Genomic DNA, 5,452 nt, shown 5'->3' with positions numbered 1-5,452 from the left:
CCCCGACGCCCGCATCGCCGTCAAACCGGTCAAGGCCCGCCGTCTCTGCTGCCATCTGCAGCTTTCAGTCGATGCTTCCCGCCACGTGATCACGCATGTGCTGGCTGACTCTGGCTACTCCTCGGGCCAGAACTACGCCCTGCTGGGGAGAGAGAAGGCATGGCCGCCTTTATCCCGCCCCACGGCAAATACAGGAGTGCCCCCGAGGACTTTACCCATGAGAAGGAAGGGGACTTCTTCCTGTGCCCGGAGGGCAAGAAGGCTATCTTTTGCCAGCAGATCAGCAAGGCCAAGGGCGGTCAGGCCTAATACAGGCTTTTCCAGACCTCGCACCAGGACTGCAGGGGCTGCCCCTTGAAAGCGAGCTGCTGCGGCAAACTGCCTGAGAAGAGAATTGCCATCACCTCCTACCGCGACGAGTACGAGCGCACGATCACCCGCACGCGCAGCCGCTGGGGGCGGCGCATGAAACCCCTGCGGCAGGCCACGGTGGAGCTTGTGCTGGGCACGCTGTTAAACCACATGGGTATGCGAAGGATCAACACCCGGGGACTAGAACTGGCCCACAAAGGGATGCTTGTGGCCGCCGCGGCTTATAATCTGCAGAAATTGCTGCACTTCACCCCCAGAAGGAGCCAGACCGCCGTCATGGCCCTGCCCAGGCCCGAGCAGGCGGTCTTTTTTTACTTCTATTTTTGGCCCGACCAGGAGGTAGTCGTGGAAGTAGGAATAGAAGTTAGAAGGTAATTAGGGGTTGTGCAACAGGCATACAGGTTATTTTTACACTCCCGAGCTAACGTAAATGATAATATAATATTAGCTTAATCGCGTCGTAATGATTCCGCTCTTTTTGGGAGAAGTAGGTTGTTTTTCTGACTATGCTCCCGTTCTTTGTTCTTGGACACAGATTCGCTTCCTCATTATGTTTGGTGTAGGCCTTGACTGTTAGATGCTTTTCCTGGGGCAGCACTTTACCGAAAGCCAGGGTCATCCGTACACAATTAACTGTGTGCCGATGATCCCAACTTTCGGTAAAGCCTTCTGACCGTGTGGTGGCTGCGGTTTCCCCCAACTCCAGGCCTGCACCTCGTCTGTCTCCGGCGCATAAGCATAAAAGAGTCACCTTTTGCGCTTCTTTCTATGGCCTATAAAAGTCTACACCTCGTCTATCTGCACGGAGTAATAGCTTTCCAAGCGGGGCTTGAGCTGCAAACTCTCGGCCCTCTGGTTTAACAGCATGAGAATCCCCTGCCGGTACACGCCAACCACTTCTACGATGACGCATGGTGCGCCATACCCAGTACCAGCCGATTAAACTCTAGCCTATAGTCAGCCTTCTGCTAGGCGTACTGGAACTGCTTACCGCAAGAACGGCATAGAAAATTTTTCTTGCCCGTATACTCTATACCATTTTTCACTCCTTTCATACTGTGGCATAGGAGGAGTTTACCTGGATAGTTATCCCGCGCCTAGCCTCCTAAAAACATCCTTGCTGCCATACTTACTCTGCTATCATATGTTCTTTACCACAGCCAAAACATAGTGTGGATCTCCTTGTCCTAGGTCTTAAAGTCTTCTTGTTAAATGTCCTAAACCTACTTTGTCTTGCTATCTACCTTAAGTGATGTGGTATATACCTTGTGTTCTTTATTACCAGCAGAAATTAAGTAAGCCATCAAATCCTTCAGTTCGTCTGGGTTTAAGCGGTTGATCAGATTGGGTACCATTGGTGAGACATCGGATTGCTTGGTTCCTGTAACATCGCCTTTAGGTATCTCACGAAGAGTTTGTGGCGCAAATGGATTTTGTGAAACAAAGTAAGTGTTCTTGTTCTCATTTGTTAGCCTTCCTACTACAGAACTGCCGTCTTTCAAATAAAAAACAGTAGCTGCATATTGGTCAGAAATAACGCTATCAGGGTGGATGATAGCTTCCAGTATGTCTCTGGGTGTGAATCTGTTTCCTAACTGAGTCAGGTCCGGACCAACAAAACCTCCTTCGCCTCCCATACTATGGCAAGACTTGCAGAGTGTGGCAGCAAAAATTGCTTTTCCCTGCTCAAGGTTCTGGTACGCAAGACCGCTTTCCACTAAAGGTAACGCTTCTTCTACTGTCCACTTTCTTCCGGGGCCTTTAGGGCTATAAGAGACATCCGCCAATTCTATTCCTCCTTTGCTAAGTAGGGAATCTCCGGAGACAGCATTGTAGTACTCATATTGATTTTTAGGAACATGAGCTAGAGCAGCTTTTCTAGCTTTATCAACAAAGCCTATGTAGCTTCTGCCCCCTTTATAGTTAAAGGCATTGTACATCCATTTAAAGTATTTTTCACGAAGCTCAGGTGTCCAACCAGTTTTGGCTTCACTTAATGCCGTAGCTAAGTAGGTCTGCTGAGCAGGCGGTACATTTGCTAGCATTCCGGCTATGTCCAACCCATACTGGGGGTTGCGAAGAATCAAGTCAGAAGATGCCATGGCAGTTTCCTGTTCTGATTTATCATCTTTTGCTTTATCCAGTAAAGCGAGTGTTTTGGGTACTACTTGTGGGGCATCTAAGCTAACTAGTAGTTTGCTGAAAGACCTATTTAGGTTATTACTTTCAGCAGGATAACGTGCATCCAGATACGCGATTGTCTTGTTTACAAGTGCAGGACCTGGTGTGCCATGTCTGTACAGAACCAGTTCGAAGGCCCGAAGCAAATCCAGTTTCTTAGGTTCAGAGAGCTGTGCATAGTCAATCGTCATGAGAGACTCCAGCATATGGTCTCTTTGTGCTTTGTTGCCATGTCGCGCCAACGCGATCATTGCCTGGGTCAGAATCTGAGGATCTTTCTCTGACAGAGCACGTGTTTGCCACTGACTTACCGGTTGGTGTTCCACTGCAATACGTGCGGCATAGCGCACAAAGCGATCATTGTGTTTTAGGTAAGGCCAAGCGAAATCAACTGCACCTGCTTTTGGTTGTCCATGATACTGCTCTAGCTGTTTTCTAATTTTACTCGCCTCCGTTTCTTTAGCAAGTAACTGGTTTGATGCTATTTCTGCATTTCCCTCTTTATCATTATAGTACACCCGGTAGAGATCGGATTCTAGTCTTCGCCCCCCAGTAAGAAAGTAAAGGGCACCGTCAGGACCAATAACACCATCAGTCAAAGCCAAAGGAGAGCCGGATATAAATTCCTCTGCCTCTGCTTTGTAAGAAGCCCCTTCTGGCTGAAGATGAACAGCATAGATAATTCCAAAGCTCCAGTCAAAGGCATAGATAGCCTTGCGGTACTTTTCAGGGAATTTCGCTTCTCCTCCATAAACAACGTTGGTAGGGGACCCCTGCCCAATATTGAGCACAGGAGGTAAGTTATCGGGATAAGCAGGTGACCATTTTCCGTTACCAGTACGCCAGCCAAACTCGCTGCCGCTTGTTACATGGCAAATGCGGGTAGGCCTATACCAGGGCATCCCGAAGTCCCATTCCATATCAGAGTCATAAGTAAACAAATCGCCGGCATCATTAAATGCGATATCAAAAGGGTTCCTGAAACCAGCACTTATCAATTCCCAGTGTTGTCCCAGTGAATCAACTTTAGCAATCCAGCCACCCGGTGCTTCCCTATCATTTGCATGGCCCCGAGGGTCTTTTATCTGCGGAAACAGGTTGTCTTCTTTCCAAACAGGAGGAAGCCTGTAAGCATTCATCTGTGGAATGTCAGTGTGGTTTCCGGCAACAACATAAAGGGACTTTTTATCAGGAGACAGTTTGATACTATGTGGACCATGTTCTCCTTCACCTTTCAATTCCTTAAGTAAAGTTACCTTGTCAAACTGATCATCCCCGTTGGTGTCCTGAAGGCGGTATAAACCGCTGCCTCTTGAGAAGTCCTCGTCACTGTTGTGATTAACCATTACGTAAAGGCTGTTAAAAGCCCAAAGTAAACCCTGCGCATAGCCCATTCCCCCATGCGTTTTAGTTGTGTCAGCTACCGCATTGTCGCCAATTATTAGCTTTTCTATTTTGGGCTTTACAGACTCAGAGCCCACAGGAGGCAATTCCAGGCGATACAGGGCACCATATTGGTCAGATGTTATCAGTCTGCCTTTACTATCAAATGTCATAGAAACCCAGGAGCCTTGCTCGTTTTCAGAAGGGCTGTATAAATGTTCTGCCTGAAATCCAGTTGGGAGTTTTAATTTCTCAACTTTAGGATCTATCGATGTAGAACTTACTATCTCTTCCTTATCTATCCTGCTACAGGATGAATCGACAATAACAGACACAGAAAGGGCTAGCAAGAGCTTGAGCCTTTGGGATAAGATGTTATGAAGCATAGTAGTACACTTTGGTTTAGTTAATACCTTAAAGACTAACACTCGACAATTACAGGCTTTACAAGCTTGTATTGGCCTTGTTCATATATTGGTGGCTGTTTGTTCTTTTAAAAGAGAAAGTACATGAGGCCTTTTTGTAAAAATCAATTTAAAGACTCCAATTAATATGTCTGTCCTGAACTGTCCTGATTAAAGCATAAACTTTAAAACTAATATAAGAACGAAGAACAAAACTTATTAGGCACTGATAAAGAGACAAGCAGTTAGGACAGAAGTGTGTTTTTGCAATTAATAAAAAGGTTTCTTTCAAAAAGCTGCAGTTCTAGGTCGTGTTGGTAATTAGTGAATGATTTCGGGGTAGTATTGCTAAGGTTTAGAAGCTTATGCGATGCTACGAAATCAGTGACCAAAATTGGCAGCGCCTCTCTTCCCTGTTTCCGGGCAAGACCCCGATGTGGGGCGTACGGCCAAGGACAACCTGCAGTTTATAAAGGCCATGCTCTGGAACGCCCGCAGCTGCACCCCTTTACTAGGCCTTCCCGATCGCGACGGGTCTACCAGCGTTTCCCAGCGCCGGACCAGAGAGGACGTTTAGCAGCGTGTGTTCGACACCTTTTAGGAGTCAGTCCAAGTCCGCCTCATCGACCAGAACCTCTACAAGGGTAGAAACAAGATAGAATGCTTCTTTAACAGAATCAAGCACTACCGAGTGTTACTACCCGCTACGACAACACTGCCTCCTGTTTCTAACTTTCCTCCATGTGGCTGCTACCATAACTCTCCTGCTATGATTGTCAACACAGCATTGTAAATTGACACTTCCAATCGCAGAACCAGTTAAGGAGTATAATATAAGCTGTTGGTACTTAAAAGCCGAGGAGGTATAAATAAGCGAGGAGGTGCAACTGACAATTCCGGAAAGAGAGTATATGAGGGGAGTTCTAAACAAGGGCAGGCATGCTGTTAGGGCAATAAATCGCGCCAAAGTACTGCTTCTTTTATCAGCGGGAGCCCCTACTGAGGAAGCGGCTGATAAGTCGGGTGCAGGCCTTTCCACTGTCTACAGAGTATAGAAGAACAGGTAAGAGAGCCGATGCCGGTCAAGGAGGGCCGGGCTCTCAAGGTGGACA

Annotated in this window: 5 protein-coding genes and 1 pseudogene; 4 read left to right on the top strand and 2 right to left on the bottom strand. The window is 47.2% G+C overall.

Features of this window, described 5'->3' with window-relative positions:
• Positions 1-159: 159 nt before the first annotated feature.
• Both CHB92_RS25985 and CHB92_RS25240 read left to right on the top strand, forming a co-directional pair.
• The gene (locus CHB92_RS25985; protein ID WP_179223170.1) at positions 160-309 is read left to right on the top strand and encodes a hypothetical protein; all 150 of its coding nucleotides are present in this window, start codon (positions 160-162) and stop codon (positions 307-309) included.
• A gap of 30 nt (positions 310-339) precedes the next feature.
• Positions 340-747 (top strand): annotated as a pseudogene (locus CHB92_RS25240) (transposase); the annotation flags it as partial.
• Positions 748-1,340: 593 nt separating this feature from the next.
• Here CHB92_RS25240 and CHB92_RS26590 read toward each other — a convergent pair.
• Positions 1,341-1,427, bottom strand: a complete 87-nt coding sequence (locus CHB92_RS26590) for an IS1/IS1595 family N-terminal zinc-binding domain-containing protein (protein ID WP_444850688.1) — start codon at positions 1,425-1,427, stop codon at positions 1,341-1,343.
• Between the two features lie 168 nt (positions 1,428-1,595).
• A complete protein-coding gene (locus CHB92_RS25230; protein ID WP_089322013.1) occupies positions 1,596-4,322 on the bottom strand; it encodes a c-type cytochrome in 2,727 nt (908 codons plus the stop codon).
• Between the two features lie 412 nt (positions 4,323-4,734).
• Here CHB92_RS25230 and CHB92_RS25630 point away from each other — a divergent pair, with 412 nt between their 5' ends.
• On the top strand, positions 4,735-4,917 hold the full coding sequence (locus CHB92_RS25630; RefSeq protein WP_106219246.1) for a hypothetical protein: 183 nt from the start codon (positions 4,735-4,737) through the stop codon (positions 4,915-4,917).
• Positions 4,918-5,251: 334 nt separating this feature from the next.
• On the top strand, positions 5,252-5,395 hold the full coding sequence (locus tag CHB92_RS26550; RefSeq protein WP_144266404.1) for a helix-turn-helix domain-containing protein: 144 nt from the start codon (positions 5,252-5,254) through the stop codon (positions 5,393-5,395).
• Positions 5,396-5,452: the final 57 nt, after the last annotated feature.

Source organism: Pontibacter ummariensis, assembly GCF_900188175.1.
In the GTDB taxonomy this organism is placed as follows: domain Bacteria; phylum Bacteroidota; class Bacteroidia; order Cytophagales; family Hymenobacteraceae; genus Pontibacter; species Pontibacter ummariensis.
Note: the sequence above shows the minus strand (reverse complement) of the source record. Positions and strands in the feature narration are given on the sequence as shown.

Excerpts from the sequence above, each read along its gene's own strand:
- CHB92_RS26550 (WP_144266404.1), top strand. The coding sequence starts at position 5,252 with ATGAGGGGAGTTCTAAACAAGGGCAGGCATGCTGTTAGGGCAATAAAT.
- CHB92_RS26590 (WP_444850688.1), bottom strand. The coding sequence starts at position 1,427 with ATGAAAGGAGTGAAAAATGGTATAGAGTATACGGGCAAGAAAAATTTT.
- CHB92_RS25985 (WP_179223170.1), top strand. The coding sequence starts at position 160 with ATGGCCGCCTTTATCCCGCCCCACGGCAAATACAGGAGTGCCCCCGAG.
- CHB92_RS25230 (WP_089322013.1), bottom strand. The coding sequence starts at position 4,322 with ATGCTTCATAACATCTTATCCCAAAGGCTCAAGCTCTTGCTAGCCCTT.